The 21,621-nt window shown below is 62.1% G+C and carries 22 protein-coding genes and 1 tRNA gene; 8 read left to right on the top strand and 15 right to left on the bottom strand.

Annotation, left to right across the window (positions count from 1 at the left end; genetic code table 11):
• Window positions 1-13 precede the first annotated feature (13 nt).
• Window positions 14-682, bottom strand: a complete 669-nt coding sequence (locus tag AS9A_RS09515) for an HAD family hydrolase (protein ID WP_041450992.1) — start codon at window positions 680-682, stop codon at window positions 14-16.
• The gene (gene metH, locus AS9A_RS09510) at window positions 675-4,244 is read right to left on the bottom strand and encodes a methionine synthase (protein ID WP_041451753.1); all 3,570 of its coding nucleotides are present in this window, start codon (window positions 4,242-4,244) and stop codon (window positions 675-677) included. The genes AS9A_RS09515 and metH overlap by 8 nt, the downstream gene beginning before the upstream one ends.
• Window positions 4,245-4,393: 149 nt before the next feature.
• On the opposite strand from metH, the gene AS9A_RS09505 reads away from it, so the two are divergent.
• Window positions 4,394-5,308, top strand: coding sequence for a PAC2 family protein (locus AS9A_RS09505; RefSeq protein ID WP_013806760.1), 915 nt, complete (start codon window positions 4,394-4,396; stop codon window positions 5,306-5,308).
• 3 nt (window positions 5,309-5,311) lie between these two features.
• On the opposite strand, the gene AS9A_RS09500 is transcribed toward AS9A_RS09505, so the two are convergent.
• The 7 genes from AS9A_RS09500 to AS9A_RS09470 form a co-directional block, all read right to left on the bottom strand.
• Window positions 5,312-5,644, bottom strand: a complete 333-nt coding sequence (locus AS9A_RS09500) for a hypothetical protein (RefSeq protein WP_148262435.1) — start codon at window positions 5,642-5,644, stop codon at window positions 5,312-5,314.
• Between the two features lie 140 nt (window positions 5,645-5,784).
• Window positions 5,785-7,047 (bottom strand): cysteine--1-D-myo-inosityl 2-amino-2-deoxy-alpha-D-glucopyranoside ligase, encoded by a 1,263-nt coding sequence (mshC, locus tag AS9A_RS09495; protein WP_041450991.1) that lies wholly within the window; start codon window positions 7,045-7,047, stop codon window positions 5,785-5,787.
• An 18-nt stretch (window positions 7,048-7,065) separates the two neighbouring features.
• Complete coding sequence (locus tag AS9A_RS09490; RefSeq protein ID WP_407636573.1) at window positions 7,066-7,887, bottom strand: SCO1664 family protein; 822 nt, start codon at window positions 7,885-7,887, stop codon at window positions 7,066-7,068.
• Between the two features lie 21 nt (window positions 7,888-7,908).
• Window positions 7,909-8,556 carry a DUF3090 domain-containing protein gene (locus tag AS9A_RS09485; protein WP_013806756.1) on the bottom strand — a complete coding sequence of 216 codons (648 nt, stop codon included), beginning with the start codon at window positions 8,554-8,556 and terminating at the stop codon, window positions 7,909-7,911.
• Window positions 8,557-8,643: 87 nt separating this feature from the next.
• Entirely contained in the window at window positions 8,644-9,327 is a 684-nt protein-coding gene (locus tag AS9A_RS09480; RefSeq protein ID WP_041450989.1) for a histidine phosphatase family protein, read from the bottom strand.
• Window positions 9,328-9,345: 18 nt separating this feature from the next.
• Window positions 9,346-10,179, bottom strand: coding sequence for an undecaprenyl-diphosphate phosphatase (locus AS9A_RS09475; RefSeq protein WP_041451751.1), 834 nt, complete (start codon window positions 10,177-10,179; stop codon window positions 9,346-9,348).
• Window positions 10,180-10,355: 176 nt separating this feature from the next.
• The gene (locus AS9A_RS09470) at window positions 10,356-11,018 is read right to left on the bottom strand and encodes a neocarzinostatin apoprotein domain-containing protein (RefSeq protein WP_013806753.1); all 663 of its coding nucleotides are present in this window, start codon (window positions 11,016-11,018) and stop codon (window positions 10,356-10,358) included.
• A 91-nt stretch (window positions 11,019-11,109) separates the two neighbouring features.
• Between AS9A_RS09470 and AS9A_RS09465 the strand changes: the two genes are divergently transcribed.
• Window positions 11,110-11,754 carry a biliverdin-producing heme oxygenase gene (locus tag AS9A_RS09465; RefSeq protein ID WP_013806752.1) on the top strand — a complete coding sequence of 215 codons (645 nt, stop codon included), beginning with the start codon at window positions 11,110-11,112 and terminating at the stop codon, window positions 11,752-11,754.
• Here AS9A_RS09465 and AS9A_RS09460 read toward each other — a convergent pair.
• Complete coding sequence (locus AS9A_RS09460; RefSeq protein ID WP_041451750.1) at window positions 11,747-12,109, bottom strand: hypothetical protein; 363 nt, start codon at window positions 12,107-12,109, stop codon at window positions 11,747-11,749. The genes AS9A_RS09465 and AS9A_RS09460 overlap by 8 nt on opposite strands.
• Window positions 12,110-12,281: 172 nt before the next feature.
• On the opposite strand from AS9A_RS09460, the gene AS9A_RS09455 reads away from it, so the two are divergent.
• A complete protein-coding gene (locus AS9A_RS09455) occupies window positions 12,282-13,316 on the top strand; it encodes a YncE family protein (protein WP_013806750.1) in 1,035 nt (344 codons plus the stop codon).
• A gap of 20 nt (window positions 13,317-13,336) precedes the next feature.
• Complete coding sequence (locus tag AS9A_RS09450; RefSeq protein WP_013806749.1) at window positions 13,337-14,422, top strand: quinone-dependent dihydroorotate dehydrogenase; 1,086 nt, start codon at window positions 13,337-13,339, stop codon at window positions 14,420-14,422.
• A gap of 52 nt (window positions 14,423-14,474) precedes the next feature.
• Here AS9A_RS09450 and AS9A_RS09445 read toward each other — a convergent pair whose 3' ends face one another.
• Window positions 14,475-15,005, bottom strand: a complete 531-nt coding sequence (locus AS9A_RS09445) for a YbhB/YbcL family Raf kinase inhibitor-like protein (RefSeq protein ID WP_013806748.1) — start codon at window positions 15,003-15,005, stop codon at window positions 14,475-14,477.
• A 33-nt stretch (window positions 15,006-15,038) separates the two neighbouring features.
• Window positions 15,039-16,367 carry a M20/M25/M40 family metallo-hydrolase gene (locus AS9A_RS09440; RefSeq protein WP_041451749.1) on the bottom strand — a complete coding sequence of 443 codons (1,329 nt, stop codon included), beginning with the start codon at window positions 16,365-16,367 and terminating at the stop codon, window positions 15,039-15,041.
• A gap of 248 nt (window positions 16,368-16,615) precedes the next feature.
• Between AS9A_RS09440 and AS9A_RS09435 the strand changes: the two genes are divergently transcribed.
• A tRNA-Leu gene (locus tag AS9A_RS09435) sits at window positions 16,616-16,700 on the top strand.
• Between the two features lie 58 nt (window positions 16,701-16,758).
• On the opposite strand, the gene AS9A_RS09430 is transcribed toward AS9A_RS09435, so the two are convergent.
• Window positions 16,759-17,100 (bottom strand): hypothetical protein, encoded by a 342-nt coding sequence (locus AS9A_RS09430; protein WP_013806746.1) that lies wholly within the window; start codon window positions 17,098-17,100, stop codon window positions 16,759-16,761.
• A gap of 98 nt (window positions 17,101-17,198) precedes the next feature.
• Between AS9A_RS09430 and AS9A_RS09425 the strand changes: the two genes are divergently transcribed.
• The 3 genes from AS9A_RS09425 to AS9A_RS09415 all read left to right on the top strand — a co-directional run bounded on the left by AS9A_RS09425 (window position 17,199) and on the right by AS9A_RS09415 (window position 20,380).
• Window positions 17,199-18,635 carry an SDR family NAD(P)-dependent oxidoreductase gene (locus AS9A_RS09425; RefSeq protein WP_041450987.1) on the top strand — a complete coding sequence of 479 codons (1,437 nt, stop codon included), beginning with the start codon at window positions 17,199-17,201 and terminating at the stop codon, window positions 18,633-18,635.
• Between the two features lie 87 nt (window positions 18,636-18,722).
• Window positions 18,723-19,133, top strand: coding sequence for a DUF2784 domain-containing protein (locus AS9A_RS09420; protein WP_013806744.1), 411 nt, complete (start codon window positions 18,723-18,725; stop codon window positions 19,131-19,133).
• Window positions 19,130-20,380, top strand: coding sequence for a CoA transferase (locus AS9A_RS09415; protein WP_013806743.1), 1,251 nt, complete (start codon window positions 19,130-19,132; stop codon window positions 20,378-20,380). The genes AS9A_RS09420 and AS9A_RS09415 overlap by 4 nt, the downstream gene beginning before the upstream one ends.
• Here the strand turns inward: AS9A_RS09415 and AS9A_RS09410 are convergent.
• Window positions 20,361-20,981 (bottom strand): FHA domain-containing protein, encoded by a 621-nt coding sequence (locus AS9A_RS09410; RefSeq protein WP_013806742.1) that lies wholly within the window; start codon window positions 20,979-20,981, stop codon window positions 20,361-20,363. The genes AS9A_RS09415 and AS9A_RS09410 overlap by 20 nt on opposite strands.
• Before the next feature lie 70 nt (window positions 20,982-21,051).
• Entirely contained in the window at window positions 21,052-21,555 is a 504-nt protein-coding gene (locus AS9A_RS22675) for a DUF4333 domain-containing protein (RefSeq protein WP_013806741.1), read from the bottom strand.
• Between the last annotated feature and the right edge of the window lie 66 nt (window positions 21,556-21,621).

Genomic DNA, 21,621 nt, shown 5'->3' with positions numbered 1-21,621 from the left:
CACGCCAGACTACTCATCGGCGCCAGACAGCATGAAGATCTTCCCAGGACAGTCCTTCGAGACTTTCCCGCAGAACTCGTCCCGGCGCCGGTGACATCGGCACCGCACACGGCACGACAAGCAGCGCACATCCTGCGGATTCAGCCGCCGCGCTGCCGGTCGGTGAATCCTCGATGGCGACGCAGTCTCCCGGGGCGAAACCGAGTTCGGCGGCGGCCTTGAGATATGGCTCCGGTGACGGCTTGCCGCGCTCAACCTCATCTCCGCAGATGATGGCATCGAAGCGGCTCCGCCCAAGCGTGCCGAGAGCCCGCTCAGTAAGCACGCGCTCGGTGTTTGTCACCAGCGCCATCGGGACACCAGCCGCCGCGACCATGTCAAGCGCCTCCCGCGCTCCTGGACGCCAGTCAATCCCCTGGTCGAACAGCTCCGATGTCTTATTACGCAACCATTTTCCCGCCTGAATCAGATCTTCGGGTTCGTAGGCCAGACCGAGGTCGCTGAACAGGATCGTCAGACTGTGCGCCATGTTTGAACCCACCATGGCTTCACGGCCGGCGTGAGAGAGTTCACCGCCCAGATGCTCTGCAAGCAGATCGAGTGAAATATCCCAGATCTTCTCGCTATCGAGAAGCGTGCCGTCCATGTCCCAGAGAACGGCGCGCAGACCCAGATCAGACATTGAAATATTTCGCTTCTGGATGGTGGAGAACAAACGCATCGGTCGACTGCTCCGGATGCAGCTGTAGCTCCTCCGAGAGCGCCACACCGATCCGGCCTGGCTCAAGCAGCTCTACGAGCTTCACCCGGTCTTCTAGGTTCGGGCAGGCGCCGTAGCCAAACGAGTAGCGCGCGCCGCGATAACCAAGCCGGAAGAATTCTTGCACGTCCGCCGGGTCTTCACGAGCGACAGCGGCCCCGCTGGGCATGATCAGTTCTTCACGGACTCGCTGATGCCAGTATTCGGCGAGCGCCTCCGTAAGCTGCACGCCGATACCGTGCACTTCCAGGTAGTCGCGGTACTGGTCCTCCGCGAACAGCTCATTCGCGAAGTCCGCGATCGGCTGCCCCATGGTTACCAGCTGGAACGGCAGCACATCGACCTGGTTTGTCGCACGCGCCCTGGCCCGGGACCGAACGAAATCAGAGACGCACAGGAACCGGTCGCGCTGCTGGCGCGGGAACTCGAACTCGAACCGCACGGGAGCGTCCGGCTCTGGTGATTCGAGAACGAAGACGCTGTCGCCCTCCGAGACGGCCGGGAAGTAGCCGTACACGACAGCTGCATGAGCGAGAATCCCCTCCGTACTCAGGCGATCGAGCCAGTAACGCAGGCGTGGGCGGCCCTCGGATTCCACAAGCTCCTCATAGGAAGGCCCCTCGCCACCCCGAACTCCGCGCAAACCCCACTGCCCGAGGAACAGGGCACGTTCGTCTAGCGTCGTCGAGTACTCCGCAAGACTGATGCCCTTCACGATCCTAGTGCCCCAGAAGGGGGGCACAGGGACGTCGAGGTCCTCAGCGACGTCGGACCGCTCAGGAACAACTACCGGCGCCTGTTCCGCTTTCCGCTTCTCGGCGATCCGTTTCGATCGCTCGTGACGCGCCTTGCGTTCCTCTTCCTTTTCGCGCGCGGCGACCGCTTCCGGGCTGTTGGGGTCGGGACCCTCACCACGCTTCTCTGCCATGATGGTGTCCATCAGCCGCAGGCCCTCGAACGCGTCACGTGCATACAGCACATCACCGTGATAGACCGCAGTCAGGTCATTCTCGACATAGGAACGGGTGAGCGCGGCGCCACCGAGAAGGACGGGAAACTTGTCCGCGAACCCGCGGGAATTGAGCTCCTCGAGATTCTCTTTCATCACGACTGTGGACTTCACTAGAAGACCTGACATCCCGATGACGTCGGCCTTCTTCTCGACAGCCGCGTCGAGGATGTTTGCGATGGGCTGCTTGATGCCGAGGTTGATGACCTCGTATCCGTTGTTCGACAGAATGATGTCGACCAGGTTCTTACCGATGTCGTGAACGTCGCCCTTGACAGTCGCGAGAACTATCCGCCCCTTGCCGGAATCCCCCGTTGCCTCCATATGGGGTTCGAGATGCGCGACAGCAGTCTTCATGACCTCCGCGGAGGTCAGCACGAACGGCAACTGCATCTGTCCGGAACCGAAAAGCTCGCCGACGACCTTCATGCCGGCAAGGAGGTTCTCATTGATAATCGCGAGCGGCGGCTTCTCCTTCATTGCCTCTTCGAGGTCAGTGTCGAGGCCGTTCCGTTCACCGTCGATAATGCGTCGTTCAAGCCGTTCAAAGAGCGGCAGCGCAGCAAGTTGCTGTGCCCGGGATTCCCGTGCTGACGCAGCTGACACGCCCTCGAACAGGTCCATGAACTTCTGGAGCGGGTCATATCCCTCACGGCGACGGTCATATACAAGGTCGAGCGCCACTTCACGCTGTTCTTCACCGATCTTCGACATCGGCAAGATCTTCGATGCGTGCACGATGGCCGTGTCGAGGCCAGCCTCGACACACTCGTGCAGGAATACAGAATTGAGCACCTGCCGCGCTGCGGGGTTGAGACCGAACGAAATGTTCGATAGCCCTAGGGTCGTATGGACCCGGGGCCGCCGCTCCTTCAGCTGCCGGATCGCCTCGATCGTGGCAGCCCCGTCTTTGCGGCTTTCTTCCATCCCTGTGCCGATAGTGAAGGTGAGGCAGTCGACGATGATGTCCTCGTCCCGCAAGCCCCAGTTGCCGGTGATGTCATCGATGAGGCGCTCAGCCACACGGACTTTGTCTTCGGCGGTACGAGCCTGTCCGTTTTCGTCGATGCACAGTGCGACCACAGCGGCGCCGTGTTCCTTGACCAGGCGCATGATGCGGTAGAAACGGGAGTCCGGGCCATCACCGTCCTCGTAGTTAACCGAGTTGATCGCGCAGCGACCCCCGAGGTGTTCGAGTCCCGCGCGCAGAACCTCCGGCTCTGTTGAATCGAGCATGATCGGCAGGGTTGACGACGTCGCGAGACGGCTTGCAAGTTCTGACATGTCCTCGGCGCCGTTGCGCCCGACGTAGTCGATGCACAGGTCGAGCATGTGCGCCCCGTCGCGCGTCTGATCTTTCGCGATATCAAGGCACTTCTGGAAGTCGCCTGCGAGCATGGCTTCACGGAACGCTTTCGAGCCGTTCGCGTTGGTGCGCTCACCGATCATCAAGATCGAACTGTCCTGCTTGAACGGCACGTGCGAATACAGCGACGCCACCCCTGGCTCTGGCCGCGGATGGCGCTCAGCTTGTCGCGTCTCGAGGACAGCGGCACGCAGCTGGCGGATGTGCTCCGGTGTAGTGCCACAGCAGCCACCGACAAGCGCGAGCCCGAATTCCCGCACGAATCCGCTCAGCGCGACGCCAAGTTCCTCGGCTGTCAACGGGTACTCCGCACCGTTCGCACCGAGGACTGGCAGGCCAGCGTTCGGCATTACCGACACAGGCAGCCTGGAGTGCTTCGAAAGATGGCGCAGGTGCTCGCTCATCTCCTCTGGACCTGTCGCGCAGTTCAGACCAATCAGATCGATACCGAGCGGTTCCAGCGCTGTCAGCGCTGCCCCGATCTCGCTGCCAAGCAGCATCGTTCCGGTCGTCTCGACGGTGACATGGGTGATGATAGGCAAACGCGTGTTCGCCTGATCCATGGCATGCTGCGCGCCGATGATCGCTGCCTTTACCTGCAGCAAGTCTTGGCACGTTTCGATGAGGATGGCATCTGCTCCCCCGTCGATCATGCCTAGCGCGCACTCAGCATATGCGTCCCGCAGCGATGCGAACGGTGCGTGGCCGAGGGTGGGAAGTTTGGTGCCCGGTCCAACCGACCCGAGTATGAACCGTGGCATCCCGTCGGCACTCGGACCGGTCTCGTCGGCCGCCTCGCGCGCAATGCGCGTGCCCTTCTCCGCTAGCTCGCGAATCCGATCGGCGATGTCGTAATCGGCGAGGTTCGGCAAGTTACAGCCGAACGTGTTCGTCTCGATCGCGTCGGCACCGGCTTCGAGATACGCGAGGTGGATCTCACGGAGCACATCAGGACGCGTGTCGTTGAGGATCTCGTTGCAGCCCTCGAGCTCACGGAAATCATCAAGCGTAAGGTGCGCGGCCTGCAACATTGTTCCCATGGCCCCGTCGCCGATGACAACACGCTGAGTGAGCGCATCAAGCAGGGACGTACGAACAGACACAGGCATGAACTCCAGGGTAGTGCGACAGTCGGGGTACTTCGGCAGGTTATCCCACTCACTGAGCCTATTCGGAATCGGCGCGAATCCAGTTTGGCGCAACACCCGTGTTTCGTGCCGCATACACACAGATCGCCTAGCGGTCGTAGGCTGCGAGGGTGACCCTCCGCAATCTGACCCGTGAATCGCGCCCCCTGCGCGATCCGATCCTCATCGCCGCTTTTGAGGGGTGGAACGATGCCGGTGACGCTGCTAGCGATGCCGTTGAGTATCTCGAGCTGATCTGGGATGCGGAGCCCCTCGCCGAGATTGACCCAGACGACTATTACGACTACCAGGTGAATCGGCCCACAGTCCGGCTCGTCAGCGGGGTCTCCCGCGAGCTTGACTGGCCGACGACACGACTTTCGGTGTGCCGGCCTCCGGGCTCTGAGCGTGATGTCATCCTGCTGCGCGGCATCGAGCCAAACCTGCGGTGGAAAGCCTTCTGCCGCGAACTGATCGATGCGACGGACGACCTGGGCGTGGCCACTGTCATCATGCTCGGGGCGTTGCTCGCCGACACTCCCCATACCCGGCCGGTACCCGTGAGCGGGACCGCCTACAGCGCCGAGGCAGCAAAAATCTATAGCCTCGAGCAGACCAAGTACGAGGGTCCTACGGGGATTATCGGAGTACTGCAGGATGAATGCGTGCGGCATGGCATCCCTGCCGTGTCGTTCTGGGCGGCAATCCCGCACTACGTCTCGCAGCCACCAAATCCTAAGGGCACTGTTGCGCTGCTGCGGCGCGTTGAGGATGTCCTTGATATCGAAGTCCCACTTGGCGAGCTGCCCAGCCAGGCGGAAGAGTGGGAGCAGTCGATCACGGAGATGGCGAGCGAGGACGAGGAGATTGCTGACTACGTGCGTGCGCTAGAAGAGCGAGGTGACGCGGAGGATGACCTTGGTGAGCTGATGTCAAAGATCGACGGCGAGCAGATCGCGCACGAGTTCGAGCGATACCTCCGGCGCCGGGGCCCGCGCGGGCATGGGGGCCACGGTGGCGGCAATCCGGGTGGCTTCAGCCGGTAGCAATCACGCGACGAAGCCGGCGCCGGCACGCTTGCGCGACGGCGCGAGTGAGACAGCGACACGGCCTGAACCGACGCCCATCACTTCGACCGAATACACGGGCGGGGCCCACACATCGATTCCGCAGCTGTCACCAATACCGTGAGCGTCGTCGGCGACCTGGATGAACACCGGGCGATCGGGGTCACCGCCGATCAGGAATGTGACGCTATGACTCTCCCGCGCTGAGAATCGCGCGGCCGCGTGCCCTGGAATCGCACGCGGCGCAGCTTCGGCCCAGTTCAGCGCGGCATTCTCATGCCCAGCCCCGTCTAGCTCGAGCGTTTCCTCAGTCATATTTGTCACACTCAGGGTGACGATACCGCCGGTCATCCGGATCAACTCCCACGCACATGTAGTTCGCTCCCCACACCCGCCAGCTAACTCAGCAGATGTTGCTTCTATGGGTGTATCGGCAGTTGACCCGTCAACGTTTCCTATTGAAGCGAGATTCCCAGAAGCGCATCCGTGATGAGCGCCACATCCCGTGGTGCCGATCGCGAGGATCCACCTCTCGCAACCGCTTCGTCTGCCCAGAAATCAAGTGCAGCAATCGCTTTAGGCGTGTCAAGGTCATCGGCAAGGTGCTGTCGAACTCGGGCTAGAACATCGTCAGCGGGCGGCCCCGACGGCCTCGCCGCCGCTGCGCGCCACAGTGCGAGACGCCGCTCTGCCTGATGCAGCAGTTCCGCTGTCCAGGACCGGTCAGCACGATAGTGCCCGTCGAGTAGCGCGAGTCGGATCGCCGCAGGATTCACACCTTCGCCGCGCAGTTTCGATACGAAAACAAGATTGCCGCGGCTCTTCGACATCTTCGCACCGTCGAGTCCGATCATTCCGGTGTGAATGTAATGCCGGGCCATCCGCTCCGAACCTGTCGCGGCTTCCGCGTGTGCTGCTGAAAACTCATGGTGCGGGAAGATCAAGTCACTCCCGCCACCCTGGATGTCGAACCCTGTACCGATTCGGTTGAGCGCGATTGCCGAACACTCGATATGCCAGCCGGGCCGCCCCGCGCCGAACGGAGATTCCCAGCTCGGCTCGCCCTCACGGGCTGCTCTCCAGATCAGCGCGTCGAGGGGGTGCCGCTTCCCGGGACGGTCCGGGTCGCCCCCGCGTTCCGCGAAGAACTTCCGCATCGTGACATCGTCATACCCGGACTCATAGCCGAACTGAACCGTCGCGTCGATCGGGAAGTACACGTCCGGGAAATCTGGGTCGTCAACGACGTATGCGGCGCCAGATGCCATGAGCTTCTCCACCATCTCGATGACCTCACCCATTGACTCCACCGCACCGATATAGTCACGCGGCGGCAGCACGCGCAATGCTTCCATGTCCTCGCGGAACAGTGCCGTCTCGCGCATACCGAGCACAACCCAATCCTCGCCGTCGCGGTTCGCGCGCTCGAAAAGTGGGTCGTCCACGTCGGTGACGTTCTGAACGTAGTGAACGTCGTGCCCCTGCGCACGCAGGATTCTGTTGATGACGTCGAAGGTCAAATAGGTGGCAGCGTGACCAAGGTGTGTCGCGTCGTACGGGGTGATGCCACAGACATACATCGTGGCGGTCTGCCCGGGATTCACTGGGCGTATCGCGCGGTCTGCTGTGTCGTACAGACGCAATACGGGACCGGACTCGCGCAATCCTCCAGGCAGATCGCCGACGCTCGGAAGTTCAGGTGCAGACCAGGAGAGCATGGCAACCACTGTATGTGTTCAGAACGGTGGCCAGGGAATGGGGCTAACCGGACCAAGTCCTGATACTGGACGCGGAAAGTACGGTCCGTCCAGTATGCGCCGGATCCGCCTCACCGTCGCGGTCACTTCCTCATCGGTGATCAATGTCCGTAACTCATCACCAAACACGCCCGCGATGGCCTTACCGAGGCGCTGCAAGTCCGCAAGATGATCGTCGCTGATCGCCCGGCCAGCCCAGCCCCACAGTACCGTTCGCAACTTATCCTCGCGGTGCAGACAAATACCATGGTCGATTCCATAGACCGCGCCGTCAGAATCTGCGAGAACGTGACCCCCTTTCCGGTCCGCGTTGTTCACAACGAGGTCGAAGACAGCAATCCGGGCCAGCCGGGCATCGTCTGCGTGCGCGAGCACGACTTCCTCGTCATCACTGGTCACAGCACGAAGCACCGGCAGCCAGCCCGACGGGAGTGCGTCAACGGGGAAGAGTCCGAGGAGCGCCTGGCCCACCGCGTCCTCGTCGAGTTCGGTAATCCATTCTTGGACCGCCCCCAGCCCGAAGGGGCCCTCCCGGACCAGTGTGGTCGGTACGATTCCCCACCCCAGTTCGCTGGAGATCCGGAATGCAGCCAGTTCACGCGCTGCCAGAGTCCCGTCAGGAAAGTCCCAGAGCGGGCGCTCGCCTCGGATCGGCTTATAGATGCACCGGACGACGGTGGCATCCTTGGAGGCGTCACAGAGAAAGCTTGCGTTGCTCGCGGCACGCAGCTGCCCGAGGACTGTCAATTCGCCGTCACGAAGCACCTCGTCCACCGCCACCCGTTCGGGAGGGCTATTCAAGGGGCCTGTCACGGCGTCGGTCTACGAGTCGGGATCGTCGAGATCATCAGGGTCGTCACTGGGGTTGTCCGGGTCATCGAGGACGTCGATGTCGATGTCAGACGGATCGATCTCCGCCCCTCTCCGGTAGCCGTTCAGCCGGATACACAGATGCCCCTCGGGATCGAGCGGGGAGGCACACAGTGGACACAGAGGCCGTCCGGCTGAAACAACGCGTTCAGCCCGGGCCACGAACTGTCTGGCTTGCGCAGGGGAAAGAAAAACCCGAACGGCGTCCGGCCCCTCCTCGCTGTCACCCAGGACGACGGATTCGTCTATCTCGCCCTCCGTAAATGCGAGCAATTCCACGACGACTGTGCTCGCTTCAGAGTCCCAGCCCAGCCCCATTGTTCCCACTCTGAACTCGGGTTCGATCGGTGTCTCCAGCGGACTTGCGTCAGTCAGAGCAGTCTCCGGCGGCGGGATTGCCGCCCCGAAGCGCCGCTGGACCTCGTCCAGCATCGCACCGATACGCTCAGCAAGAACCTTGACTTGCTGCTTCTCCAGCATGACGCTGATTACCCGCTTTACGTGCACAGCCTGCAGGTAGAAAGTGCGCTCGCCGGGTTCACCGACTGTTCCTGCGATAAAACGGTCGGGAGTCCGGAAAACGTGTATGACGCGAGACATGGCACCTCCCACATTAACTGGCCCGAGTTCTGGTGAAGAATCGGCTAACCGGCTCGGCCTATCGGACACGGGATGAGTCGCACACATTCACCGGGGCACATCACCGCCCACGACCGCATCAGACGTTCCCTCATTGCCAGACTCGCGCGGCTTCAGGTGCGCGAAGTCCGCGCCCGTGTCATTGAGATGATGCAGGAAGGGCCTCGTCTCGGTGTAGCGCACGACGCTGATGGACGCGGGCTCGACGATGATGCGCTGAAAACCGTCGAGGTGCAGCCCAAGCGCGTCGGCGACAATGGACTTGATCACGTCTCCGTGTGTGCACACCACCCAGAGTCCATCGCCACCGTCGGCCGCCAACCGCTTGTCATGCTCGCGAATCGCCGCCACCGCACGCGACTGCACCTGCGCTAAAGACTCACCGCCAGGAAAAACAACCGCAGATGGATGCTGCTGCACCACCGCCCATAACGGTTCTTTCACAAGCTCCGATAGCGGCTTGCCCGTCCAGTCCCCATAGTCCACCTCGAGCAGCCGAGTATCAGGAAGCGGCTCGAGGCCGAGTTTCTGTGCCAGCGGGTCGACAGTTTGCTGACAGCGAAGTAGTGGCGAGCACACGATACCGCGAATCGGAAGGCTGGCCAGGCGCCCAGCAAGGGACAGCGCCTGCTCCTGACCACGCTCGTCTAGGCTCACCCCCGCCGTCCGGCCTGCAAGGAGGCCCGACGTATTCGCATGGGAGCGGCCATGGCGCACCAACAACACCGTCATAAGGCCCCAGGGTAGCCGTCAGGTCGCGCTGATAACGCCGCCAGCGAGCAAACCCATGATGAGCAGACCCACAACGACGCGATAGCCAACGAACCAGTACATCGAATAGTGCTGAACGAACTTCAGGAACCACGCGATACATGCGTAGCCAACAATGAAGGTGATGACTGTCGTCACCACGAGCTGCATGCCGCTTGCCGCTAATCCGTCCCCAGCGGGATTGAAGGCATCCGGCAGGCTGAACACTCCCGAGGCGACCACTGCGGGGATCGCGAGCAGAAAGGAGAACCGTGCGGCGGCGTAGCGGGATAGCCCCATCGCGAGGCCAGCGGTGATCGTGCCTCCGGAACGGGACACGCCGGGGACCAGCGCGCCAGCCTGGGCCACACCCATAACCACGGCATCCCGCATGCGCAACTCGGTCATATGTCGTTTTTTGCGGCCCCAGTACTCCGCCGCAGCGAGCAGGAGCCCAGCAAAGATGAACATCGATGAAATGATCCACAGGTTGCGCGCGCCAGTCCGGACTTCGTCGCGGAAGATGAAGCCCAGCACGCCAATCGGCAGCGACGCTATGATGACGTACCAGCCGAGCTTGTACTCGAAAACATCACGCTCAGCGCGATTGAAGAGGCCGCGGAACCAGGCAACCACGATGTTGTAGATGTCCCTCGCGAAGAACACAATTACCGCTGCTTCAGTACCGATCTGGCTGACGGCGGTGAACGAAGCACCCGCATCTGCGCCAAAGAGCAGCTCATCCGCTAGCCGAAGATGCCCAGAAGACGAAATAGGCAGAAATTCAGTAAGGCCCTGGATGATCGCCAACACAATCACCTGAAGCCACGTCATATGCTCGATAGCTGCATCGCCGCCCTGGGCAAGTGCGAACGTCACCGCGCGACTCCGAATGTCAGGCCGAGCTCCATGAGGTAGTACCGTACCTTCCTGCGAGCGACGGCGCGGGCGAGAGCGCCGAGGTGTTCCTCAACTGTGCGCAGCATCGCACAGAGCCAGTCTCCGGCGGCCTAACCCCGCGCACGACGGCGCGTGAGAATCGCGATACCACCGGCAACTATCAAGATCGAAGCCGCAGCAAGCGCTGTCCACGCGAGCGGAGAGCTGTCGTCAGCGGCCTCAGTCGCGGATCTACCCGTACCGCCTCCGTTTACTCCTAGCGGTTCGCGAACTGTCGTCCCTGGCGGTTTCGCGGTAGTTGGGGCGCCAGCCGCGGTGAATTCGAGGGGACTTTCGAACACGGTACCGAAGCCATTCACATAGTCGTAGTAGACGGTGACGGCACACTCGTCTTCCCTGCAGTCCACGCCGTTGCCGGTCGTTTCCACAGTGAGGTCGGTCTCAAAGGTTCCGGCATCGCTGAGGGGAATCGCTGTCCCGGGCGCTTCCGGATTGTTCGTGACCCACATGAAGGTGCCCTGCTGCGGCGAGCCACCCACACATCGAGGTCCTGCGGGTCCCGCCGATCCAGCGATACAGGTGGACACGTAGTAACCCGCGTCCGGGTCGAATCCGCTGCCTGCCACAGTGACGACGTCGCCACTGCGGAGCGCCGTGCCCGGCGACACGTCGACACGTGGTGCCGCTGACGCAGCTCCCGCGGCAGCGACAAGTGTGCCTACGGTACAGACAGCGGCGGATACAGCACGGACGCTGTGGGCCCACGCCGTCATGGAACCCCCTGATTCTCGTCCTCAGCAGATATGGTCAAAGGCAGGCTAGCCTACGCAGATTGGTTTAGCGCGAGAACATTGTGGGGGCGAGATGGCATTTCACACCCGGCTCAAATCTGAAACGAGCGCAGCGCACCGCGCTGCCGAGGAGTCACCGTTCGTTGACGCGCTCGTCCGCGGGGACCTGCCGCTCGACGCCTACACACAGCTTCTGGGGCAGCTTTATCTCGTGTACCAAAGCCTCGAAGACGCTGAATCAGCACACCGCGACAATCCTGTCGTGCGCCCGTTTCTCGACGAGGCGCTCCTGCGCGTGCCCGAACTGGAAAAGGACCTGCGGTTTCTCAGTGGGCCGGCCTGGCTAGACCAGATCGACCCGGTACCCGCGACGCTGGACTACACCCACCGCATCCGGGATGTGGCTTATGAGTCGAACGCCGCCTTCATCGCACATCACTACATCCGGTATATGGGCGACCTGTCCGGTGGCCAGATCATCCGTCGCGCACTTGAGCGCGCATATGGCTTCACCCATGACGGGGTGCGTTTCTATCGATTCGATGCCATTCCCAAGGTCAAGCCGTTCAAAGACGCCTACCGCCGCAGCCTCGACGACGCTCCCTTGACCCCCGCCGACCGCGACGCCCTCATTGCGGAAGCGATCAGCTCGTTCGCTCTCAATGCGGCGATATTTGCTGATCTTGAAGCTATGTTTCTGACTGGTTCAGCTAACTGATCGCTGAGGTGATGCGACTCAACAACGCGCGAACGGTGTTGCCTTCGCTGGCATGAGCCGCTATGGATTCAGCCTCAGCAACGGCGTCACGCACTGCCGCGGAAATGCTGCGTTCGTCGCACAGGTCGACATCGACCACCGAACGATCCACGAATGCTTCAATGTCAGAGGTGTCAGGTACGGTGGTCTCGAGATCCGCCCGGTACACCTCGACGTGAAGTGTTCTGCGGTGGAGGGTGCTATCGCGCACCTGAAATGCGAAAGTCCGGCCATCTCGTGTCTGGCCGAAGCCGTGCGCATACGGACCGATGGAAAGGTCATCGATGACGAACACAGGGGCATTGTGAGCTGTCATAGCGATCTCCGGGTGCACATAAGTAACCACCTCGATCTTCGGACGGCGCACAAAGCGAAGCCTGGAGGCCAGCGCGACCGCCGTGGGCGCGTACTTCACAGTTGCGTATTCAACGATACAACCTCCAATCATTTATTGGGGCGAATCGGGAGGAATGGCGGAGTTGTCACCAATGCGTTGTAAGGGACGTCGGCACCCTGGGCGCTTCGCGGCTGTTTCCGTCGCCTTCGCATCGGCCCTGGCGCTCGCGCTTACGGGATGCTCGTCAGATGAGCAGCCCGACGTACAGGTCGTGCCCCCGGCTACGGCCGCGGAGTCTCCTGTTACGTCGGTTGAACCCGACGGAGAGGTCCTTCCCCTTGACCTGTCGGTGACCGCGACCGCCTTTGACGAGGCCACCAATTCGATTGTTGTGCTCGTGGATGACGAGCTCCTTTATTTTCCGGGGTCGACCCAAGACCCGATGAGTGAAGCGACTCGGGTCCCCCTCCCTGGTCCTGGGACCAGCCTGACTCTCGATGGTTCCGGCAACGCAATTACGGCGGCAGGAAGCGATATCGCGGTCGTCAGCCTCGAGAACGGCGAGGTGCGGCTGGCATCCCCAAGTGGAATCACCGCAGACTGGACAGCAGCGGTCTCCCGGCCTGACGGGACAATCGCGGCAGGAACAGCTCGCGGCCAGGTTTTCGCTGGAGAAGACGGCGAACGCCCGGTCACCGGCCTCGTTTCGGCGGATGTCCTGATTGCCTCCGGTGAGAATCTGGCGGCGATCGACCGGCGGCAGAGCATGATCATCGAGGTGTTTCCCGAACGCGACACACTCGGTTTCGCGCTTCGTGCCGGCAACGGTGCCAGCAACGCCGTCACCGACGGTGAAGATCGCGTTTTCGTGGCCAACACCCGTGATGGTGAGTTACTCGTCTACACCCTGGACCGACTCGTGCTTCGTCAACGGTATCCGGTGCCTGATTCTCCGTTCGGTATTGCCTACGATGCTCAGAGGGACCGCGTCTGGGTTACGCAAACCGGACTCAACGAGGTCGCCGCCTATGCTCTGGACACGGGGATTCCGGTCGAAGTAGCCCGGTTCGCGACCGTGCAACAACCCGACTCGGTCGCGGTAGACAGCACAGGCGGGTACGTGTACGTGTCATCCGCGACGGGTGGCGGTGTGCAGCGCATCGCGCTGACCACCCCAGACGAATAAGCATGATCAGGGAGAACTAGGTGTACCGCATTCTGCTGAGGGTGATGTTCCTCCTTCCACCGGAGGCGATCCATCGGTTCGCTTTCGGCATGATCAAAACGATCGGCTTTCTCCCGCCACTGCGCTGGCTGACGGGCAAGCTGCTCAGCCAGCATGATCCGATTCTCCGTACGACGACGTTCGGTGTCGCATTTCCCGCACCTCTCGGCCTCGCAGCCGGGTTCGACAAAAACGCAGCCGCGATCAACGCATGGGGGCCGCTTGGATTCGGCTACGCGGAAATCGGCACCGTCACCGCACATCCGCAGCCCGGGAACCCGTCCCCACGGCTGTACCGGCTCCCCGCGGATCACGCCCTGATCAACAGGATGGGGTTCAACAACCACGGCGCGGGCTTCGCCGCGAACAAGCTTCGCACCCGGCGCACATCGATTCCGGTAGGCGCCAACATCGGCAAAACAAAGATCGTGCCACCGGAGGAAGCGGCGAACGACTACATCGCGAGTGCGCAACTACTGGGGCCGCTGTCCGATTTTCTCGTCGTCAACGTCAGCTCGCCCAATACGCCCGGTCTCCGCGACCTTCAAGCAGTCGAGTCGCTTCGCCCCCTCCTTGCGGCAATCACTGCTGCCGTCACTGTCCCAGTGCTGGTGAAGATCGCACCTGATCTCTCTGACGACGACATTGACGCCATCGCGGACCTCGCTGTCGAACTGGGGCTGGCGGGCATCGTCGCCACCAACACGACGATCGCGCGCAACGGCCTGAACACCCCCGGCGAAGAGGTGGCCGAAATGGGCGCCGGTGGGCTATCAGGCGTGCCCGTTGCGGACCGGTCGCTGGAAGTTCTGCGGCGCCTCTACCGCCGCGTCGGCGGCAAGATCGCGCTGGTTTCCGCGGGCGGAATCGAAACTGTAGACCAGGCGTGGCAACGCATTGAAGCAGGCGCGACTCTCCTCCAGGGCTACACGGGATACATCTACGGCGGTCCCCTGTGGCCTCGGCGTATCAACAAAGGGATCGCGCAACGCCTCCGCGCTCAGGGATACTCGTCGCTCGCAGAAGCTGTGGGCGCTGAACATCGCTCGCCACTCGCTGGATCGTGAAGCATCTTCCCTCCCCTGGAGGGTCGATGCTTCACGATTCGGCGTTGGTCGCTCACTCCTGACTGTAGGTACCCACGATCACCGCACGCGCGATGGCCTGCGAGAAGAGGTTGAAGCCCAGGAAGCCGGGGGTCGCAGTTTCAGGAAGATCGATCCGCTCCGTGGCGACCGCATGCACAGCGATGTAGTAGTGGTGCGTGCCATGTCCCGCCGGCGGCGCGGCGCCCACATACCCGCGGAAGCCTGCGTCGTTCCGCAACTGAACCGCCCCTTCCGGAAGTGCGGAATTGTCCTCCTGACCTGCGCCGGCCGGCAACTCCGTCACCGAGGCGGGAATATTGGCCACCGCCCAGTGCCAGAAACCCGACCCGGTCGGCGCGTCCGGATCGAGCACCGACACCGTGAAGCTTTTCGTTTCCGGCGGGAACCCTGACCAGCTCAGTTGCGGCGAGACGTCACTTCCACCTGCGCCGAAAACGCCGGAAACCTGAGGGTTCGCCAGTCTTTCACCGTCCTTCACATCGGACGACGTCAGCTCGAAAGTCGGCAGGACGGGCAATGACGCATACGGATTATTGCTCACAGCAAGAGTCCCTTTCTGTTGGTGTTGCGGAGGTCAGCAATTACGAAGGAAATGCTCCAGAACCCTGGTCCCGAAGCGCAGAGCGTCCACCGGCACCCGTTCGTCGACGCCATGAAACAGCGCGGCGAAATCGAGATCCGGCGGCAACCGGAGCGGAGCGAAGCCGAAGCACCGGATTCCCAGCTTCGCCAGCGCTTTCGCATCGGTGCCACCCGAGAGCATGTACGGAACAGTACGAGCCTCCGGGTCTTGTGACAGCAGGGCTTCATTCATTGCGTCGACGAGATCTCCGTCGAACGTCGTCTCGTACGTGTCCAGCTTCGTCACCCATTCGCGCTCGACGTGCGGGCCGATGAGTTCATCAACTTCACGTTCGAACGCGGCGAGTCGTCCCGGCAGCACACGACAGTCCACTACCGCTTCCGCGGTCTGCGGGATGACATTGGCCTTATATCCGGCCCGCAGCATCGTGGGGTTCGCTGTATCGCGCAGCGTCGCCCCAATGATCCTGGCGATACTCCCCAGCTTCGCCAGGGTTCCGTCAAGGTCCGGCGAAGCTGGATCAAAATCCAGGCCAGTTTCCTCGCCCACCGCTCCCAGGAACTGGGCCACCGATTCGGTCAAAACCAGTGGGAACTGATGTCGGCCGAGCTTCGCAACAGCTTCAGCGAGGTACGTAACGGCATTGTCTTCGTGCAGGAAAGAGCCGTGACCAGCGCGTGCTTTCGCAGTCAGTTTCATCCACGCGATGCCCTTTTCCGCTGTTTCCAATAGATACAGGCGACGCTCCGAACCGTCTGGTCGCGGAACAGTCAGCGAGAAGCCGCCCACCTCTCCGACAGCTTCAGTGACGCCTTCAAACAGGTCAGGGCGATTGTCGACCAGCCAGTGCGAGCCGTACTTGCCGCCCGCTTCCTCATCCGCGAGGAAAGCAAACACCAAGTCGCGCGGCGGAACAATGCCCTCCCTTTTGAACTGGCGGGCGAGGGCGAGGGTCATTCCGACCATGTCTTTCATGTCGATCGCGCCGCGTCCCCAGACGTAGTCGTCTTCGATGGCGCCCGCGAAGGGATGGACGCTCCAGTCGGCCGGTTCGGCTGGCACCACGTCAAGGTGTCCGTGGATCAGCAGCGCCCCACGCGCGGGGTCGGCTCCCGCGAGCCGTGCGAACACGTTTGCGCGGCCAGGAGCGCCCGACTCGACCAGGGTGGTCTCATAACCGGCTTCCTGAAGCTGAGCAGCCACCCATTCGGCACATTCCCGCTCGCCCTTGGTGGTGGCCGGGTCGCCCGTATTCGACGTATCGAATTGGATGAGGCGGCAGACTAGGTCGACGACTTCACTTTCCGCTTGTGACGCCACCGCCTGTTCACCACTGCCTGATGCGCTAGCAGCAGGCGTCGGAGGATTCGGGCCGGAGTTCCTGTCAGACGTCACAACACTTTCCTACCATCGTGTGCCGGTGGTGTCCCGCTTCCGCGGCCACGAGGGGGGAATCCCCAGCCCTAGGAAACCGGGACAGACCACAAACGCGGTGCTTGAGCTGCGGATTTTGGGTTCGCCCCAATTATGGGCTAGCCTGTTCCGGCACACGCATTACAAGCGTGGATGTCCGAGTGGCGGAATGGCAGACGCGCTAGCTTGAGGTGCTAGTGTCCGGTATAGGACGTGGGGGTTCAAGTCCCCCCTCGGACACCTCAAAACAAAAGGTCAGGAACTCCCAGAGTTCCTGACCTTTGTTCGTGGTGCAGAGTCAGCGATTACGTGCTGTCTCTGATTTGGTCACCTCACGGTTTATCTGATTCCACAGATCGTCCCGAACCTCGACGAGGCCTTTGTCGATTTCGCTCTCTGTCGAAGTCGCCACGAACTTCGGCATTCCGCTGATCCAGCACTCGAGGACCATCCGCTGCGAGTGTGTGCCGCGTTCCTTCACTGACAGTTCGAGTTCCACCTGACTTGGTTCCCACCGGGCGAGCCGACTGTTGAGCCGCCCGAACAGCACGTCACGGACCTTCTCCGTCTCATTCTCCCGAAACTCGGCGATAACGCGAAGGCGATCCCGGAATTCGCTCACTAGCTTCCTCTCGTCCATTGTGTTTCCCGCCGATGCTACGCCGCTGGCTACTCGCACGATGCAACCGTTAGAATCGACGCCCGGGCACGGGGGTTGCCCACTCCCTGGACAAAGAAATGGCTGGCGCGCGACTTATGATCGACCCGGATGACCTTGCGGTCTGCCTGCGAGTCCTGGACCAGGCAGCGGAACTCGACAAGGAGCACCCCGATTCGGTGGTCGTCCAGCGTGCTGTCGGCCGCATGTTCAAAACCCTCAAACGCCGTCGGCGCGTCGAGGCCCGGGATGCCAAGACGAGCCACGACGCGTCGATAATCGCCGCCACGGCGACAGGGTCGCCGAACCGGATTGATGACGAAACTCAGGGCGTCGCGCTGAAGTCTGCGACTTTCGGGGACTCCGCCGGGGAGCTGCTGCGTCCGCAGGGGTGTTACATCTGCAAGCAGGACTACACGCGGGTTGACTGGTTTTATCATCAGTTATGTCCGGAGTGCGCGGCATTCGGGCATAGCAAGCGCAACGCACGCGCGGATCTGGCAGGGCGCCGGGCGCTGCTCACTGGCGGTCGCGCCAAGATCGGGATGTATATCGCTCTGCGACTGCTGCGCGATGGTGCACACACCACCATCACCACCCGGTTCCCGCGGGACGCGATGCGGCGATTCGCCGCGATGGAGGATAGCGCCGACTGGCTGCACAGGCTTCGCGTAGTCGGGGTGGACTTGCGCGACCCTGCTCAAGTCGTCTCCCTCGCCGATATGATGGCCAGCGACGGTCCGCTCGATATTTTGATCAACAACGCTGCCCAGACCGTGCGCCGCTCCCCCGGTGCGTATAGCGCTCTCGCCGATGCAGAGTCAGCTCCGCTGCCGCCTGGGCAACTCCCTGAGCACGTGACGTTCGGTAAGCCGAGCCAGTTGCATCCAGCCGCGCTCTCCGGGGCCCTCGACGCCAGCAAACTTTCTGCCGAACAGGTGTCGTCGCTCGCCCTTGTCGCGGGTTCCGCGTCTCCTGAGCGCATCAGTAAGGGGATCGCGATTGACGCTGGCGGTCTCCTTCCTGACCTTGTCGATTCCAACAGCTGGATCCAGCGCGTGCATGAGGTCGACCCGCTCGAACTGCTCGAGGTTCAGCTCTGTAACTCTGTCGCACCATTCATTCTCGTGTCGCGGCTGCGCCACGTGCTTGCGGCGTCACCCGCTCGCCGCAAATATGTCGTGAACGTTTCTGCGATGGAGGGGCAGTTCTCACGCCGCTACAAGGGACCCGGGCATCCCCACACGAACATGGCGAAAGCCGCACTTAACATGCTGACCAGGACCAGCGCCGAAGACATGCTCGCTGAAGGCATCCTGATGACCGCCGTTGATACCGGGTGGATCACCGATGAGCGGCCACACCCGACCAAGATGCGCCTCGCGGAAGAAGGCTTCCACGCGCCACTCGATCTCGTCGATGGCGCTGCCCGTGTGTACGACCCGATTGTGCAAGGGGAAAACGGGACCGACCTCTACGGATGCTTCTTGAAGGACTATCGGCCGTCGCCCTGGTGACGTGATCGTCCGGCGGCAGTCGGCGAATCGGACATACCATGGAAAGCGGGGCTTCATAGGCGCCGCGTCAACCCGGGAGGTGTGCGCATGGTTTATCGCATCGTTGGCGAAGCGACCATGTTGCTGCACTTTGCCTTTATTGCCTATGTCATGTTCGGCGGGTTCCTTGCATGGCGATGGGCGCAGACTTTCGCATTCCACGTGATTTCCGTCGTCTGGGTCATCGGTCTCGTGATCGTCAACCTTCTGGGTGTTGCGCTGTACTGTCCGCTGACCTACGTCGAGAACTGGGCACGGGAACGCGCAGGGCAGGAAGGGCTTGATCAGGCTGGGTTCATCGACCACTATCTTTCGGGCGTCGTGTATCCGCAGGATCACCTCGGCCTCGCGCGAGCAGTGCTGCTAACGTGCGTCCTGATCTCGTGGGCTGGCTACTTCTGGATCCGGACGAGACGCGCGCGGGTGGATCAGGACACGGCAACCACGGTTCACACGTGAACCCGTACCTGGTGGCACGGCTCCCAGTCGGACAGCTTGCGGAGGACGCGGTCCGTGATGTTTCACGCGCACTGGGCGAATACAACGCCGTTGTCGGCGCTCGGCCGAAACACCTGCAAGCGTCGGCGGAACGCATCGCTGCGGCGTTCAGGTCCGAGCAGTTCTTTCAATGGCAGGGTAAACCGGTAAGCGCCTTCGCGCCGCACTCGGGATTCTTCCGGACCGTGGACGGCTGGGTACGGACCCATGCGAACTATCCGCACCACAGGGGTCGTCTTCTCACGGCGCTCGGTTTGCCAGACCGTGCAGACCGGGACAGCCTGGCTCGCGAACTGAGGCGTCGCGAATCTGCGGAAATCGAGTCGGCTGCCGTCGATGCCGGCGCGATCGCGGTGCAAGTCCGTCCCGAGTCCGTGTGGCGGACAAGTCCGCAAGGCAGTGTTGCGGCCGATGTTCAATCCAGGCGACGCGATGACCAGTTGCGCGCCCCTTCGCTGAACGGTCTCGCAGGCCTTCGAGTGGTCGACATGACGCGGGTCATCGCTGGCCCCGTCTGCACACGGACGCTAGCCCTGCTGGGGGCGACAGTCCTCCGTATCGACCCGCCCCACATGCCCGAGATTGGCTGGCAACATCTCGATACAGGACAAGGGAAATTCAGCACCGTAGCCGACCTGCGAACACACGCTGATCGCCACGCGGTTGCAGAAATTATCAGCGCCGCAGACGTTCTTGTCACTGGTTATCGGCCCGGTTCGCTGGCGGTCTTTGACCTTCCCTGTGTCCCGGGGATGGTTCGCGCCGAGATTTCCGCCTGGGGCTGGCACGGCCCGTGGCGAATGCGCCGCGGGTTCGACAGCATCGTGCAAGCAGCAAGCGGGATCTCACTGATCGAGTCTGCGGATGGTGCGACTCCCGGAGCACTACCAGCTCAAGCGCTCGATCATGCCTCAGGCTATTTCCTGGCCGCGGAGATAATCAGGGCACTCACGCAGCGCCTCGAAGATGGCCACGGCCGGGATGTGATGGTATCGCTGGCAGGTACTGCGAATCGGCTTCTTGATCTGCCGGGACGCCAGACCGAACGCGGTTTTCAGGCCGCACCCCCGCAGTCCACAACAATCGCGCACGGCGACTGTGTCTACGCACGCCCTGTGTTCACCGAGTTCTCCGATTATCGCTGGCCGGCCCGGCCCTGGGGCAAGGACGCTCTATCGTGGCCAGCCGTTACAGGTCCCGAACGGTGATGACCCCGAGCTGCATCGCCCGTTCCGCGAGCTGTGAGCGTTTCTGATTCTGCGGTAACTCCTCCACCTGAAACTTCGCGAACAGGGTGCGCAGGTGGGTCTTCACAGCGTCAACGCTGAGAAAGAGTTCATCGGCGATCTGCTGATTTGCGGCCGGCCGGGCAAATGAGGCGTTGTCCTTGTACGGACGGCACAGCGCGATGAGAACGTTTCGCTGTGTTTCCGTCAGGACCGGCAGCCCGCCACTCGAAGAGCCGACGCGCGTTGTGGTACCCGTAGACCCCAGCATGTCCTCGAAAGTGAGCGCTGTCTCGCCGACAAGGATCACGTCCTTGTGCCGCAGACGGCGACGGCCTGTGATGCGCTGACCGTTGACGAAGGTCCCGTTGCGGGACAATCCATCGTCAACAACTGTCCATTCACCCGCGATCGTCTCGAGCGCCGCGTGCAAGCGGGACACCTGGCTGTCACCTGCAAGCGAAATATCCGCTTGCTCAGAGCGCCCGATCGTCAATCGCGCTACGTTCGCCGGGAAGTCCCAGTACCGCCTTCTTCCTGCTGCGTCACCGACGTAAACACGCCACCGTCCGGGCTCTTCCACGTGACCTCATTTCGCTGTGACTTCGTTCACAGCCTAACCAAGGCACAGACACTCCGGCCATTCCTCCCGGTCACTCGTCGTCGTCGAGTGACCAGTACACCTCGCCATCAGCCTCCACCGTCGCGACAGCAGCGAACTCTTCGTCGTCATCCGGAGAAACCACGCACCGGACTGACGCATCGGCCGTGTTCTGCAGCTCGGATTCGCACGACACTTCAGTGGCGTCAAATCCAGTGATCCTTGAAAGGTCGAGCTCAAGGTCGGCCGCCCCATAGGTGACAATTTCCGCGACCTCCCACTCGAAGTCGACATCGTTGCCATCGACTTCGGCGGCACGGGCTTCGACGCGGTACTCGGTGTCGAGTGAGTCGACGAACGTGCAGCTCACTGTCGCCCCGACCTCGGCGTCGAGAGAATCAGGGCACTCCAGGGATGCGGGCGCCTCCCCCGTTTGCTCTTCTATCCCCGCGGAAATCTCCGCTTCCAGATCGCTTGTGGAAACGCTCGACGAACAACCCGCTACCAGCAGCGCGCCCGCCGCAAGAACAGCCCCCGTCGTGATTTCGCGCCGCATCGTATCTCCCCTGGTAAACGCCAGCGCGGCGAAGTACCGCTAGGGCGTGATGCCGAAAAGATTATC

The organism is Hoyosella subflava DQS3-9A1 (genome assembly GCF_000214175.1).
Taxonomy (GTDB): domain Bacteria; phylum Actinomycetota; class Actinomycetes; order Mycobacteriales; family Mycobacteriaceae; genus Hoyosella; species Hoyosella subflava.
The sequence above is the reverse complement of the archived record's forward strand: the minus strand, read 5'-3'. Positions and strand labels throughout refer to the sequence as shown.

Excerpts from the sequence above, each read along its gene's own strand:
- AS9A_RS09515 (WP_041450992.1), bottom strand. The coding sequence starts at position 682 with ATGTCTGATCTGGGTCTGCGCGCCGTTCTCTGGGACATGGACGGCACG.
- metH (WP_041451753.1), bottom strand. The coding sequence starts at position 4,244 with ATGCCTGTGTCTGTTCGTACGTCCCTGCTTGATGCGCTCACTCAGCGT.
- AS9A_RS09500 (WP_148262435.1), bottom strand. The coding sequence starts at position 5,644 with ATGACTGAGGAAACGCTCGAGCTAGACGGGGCTGGGCATGAGAATGCC.
- mshC (WP_041450991.1), bottom strand. The coding sequence starts at position 7,047 with ATGCTCTCCTGGTCTGCACCTGAACTTCCGAGCGTCGGCGATCTGCCT.
- AS9A_RS09485 (WP_013806756.1), bottom strand. The coding sequence starts at position 8,556 with ATGTCTCGCGTCATACACGTTTTCCGGACTCCCGACCGTTTTATCGCA.
- AS9A_RS09480 (WP_041450989.1), bottom strand. The coding sequence starts at position 9,327 with ATGACGGTGTTGTTGGTGCGCCATGGCCGCTCCCATGCGAATACGTCG.
- AS9A_RS09475 (WP_041451751.1), bottom strand. The coding sequence starts at position 10,179 with ATGACGTGGCTTCAGGTGATTGTGTTGGCGATCATCCAGGGCCTTACT.
- AS9A_RS09470 (WP_013806753.1), bottom strand. The coding sequence starts at position 11,018 with ATGACGGCGTGGGCCCACAGCGTCCGTGCTGTATCCGCCGCTGTCTGT.
- AS9A_RS09465 (WP_013806752.1), top strand. The coding sequence starts at position 11,110 with ATGGCATTTCACACCCGGCTCAAATCTGAAACGAGCGCAGCGCACCGC.
- AS9A_RS09460 (WP_041451750.1), bottom strand. The coding sequence starts at position 12,109 with ATGACAGCTCACAATGCCCCTGTGTTCGTCATCGATGACCTTTCCATC.
- AS9A_RS09455 (WP_013806750.1), top strand. The coding sequence starts at position 12,282 with ATGCGTTGTAAGGGACGTCGGCACCCTGGGCGCTTCGCGGCTGTTTCC.
- AS9A_RS09430 (WP_013806746.1), bottom strand. The coding sequence starts at position 17,100 with ATGGACGAGAGGAAGCTAGTGAGCGAATTCCGGGATCGCCTTCGCGTT.
- AS9A_RS09425 (WP_041450987.1), top strand. The coding sequence starts at position 17,199 with ATGGCTGGCGCGCGACTTATGATCGACCCGGATGACCTTGCGGTCTGC.
- AS9A_RS09420 (WP_013806744.1), top strand. The coding sequence starts at position 18,723 with ATGGTTTATCGCATCGTTGGCGAAGCGACCATGTTGCTGCACTTTGCC.
- AS9A_RS22675 (WP_013806741.1), bottom strand. The coding sequence starts at position 21,555 with ATGCGGCGCGAAATCACGACGGGGGCTGTTCTTGCGGCGGGCGCGCTG.